The organism is Marinimicrobium sp. UBA4209, from assembly GCF_002381585.1.
Classification (GTDB): domain Bacteria; phylum Pseudomonadota; class Gammaproteobacteria; order Pseudomonadales; family Cellvibrionaceae; genus Marinimicrobium; species Marinimicrobium koreense.
In genome coordinates this window covers 10,246-10,483 of record NZ_DFTP01000033.1, presented here as the reverse complement: position 1 = coordinate 10,483, position 238 = coordinate 10,246, and the positions used below count along the sequence as shown (strand labels likewise).

The following is a 238-nucleotide window of genomic DNA, read 5'->3' as shown; positions in this document are numbered from 1 at the left end:
TAGGGTTGGGTGAAACCGGCATGTTGATCTCCATGTTGCTTGGCTACGGACTCGCCTTCGTCGGCATTGGTCTGTTTATCCAGGGATGGCGGCAAGTGTATCGGGCACGCAAGGAGGATCGGCTGGTCACCGACGGGCTGTACGCCTACGTGCGTCATCCCCAATATACCGGTCTGTTCCTGGCTTTGTTCGGCGAGGGCGTGGTGCATTGGCCCACATTGTTCTCGGTTGGGTTGTT

The 238-nt window shown here is 57.6% G+C and carries 1 protein-coding gene; it reads left to right on the top strand.

All coding sequences use genetic code 11. The annotated features are described in order from the left end of the window. Positions 1-20: 20 nt before the first annotated feature. Positions 21-238, top strand: a 218-nt coding sequence (locus tag B3187_RS04950; protein ID WP_286804882.1) for a methyltransferase family protein, incomplete at its 3' end; no start/stop codon positions are given.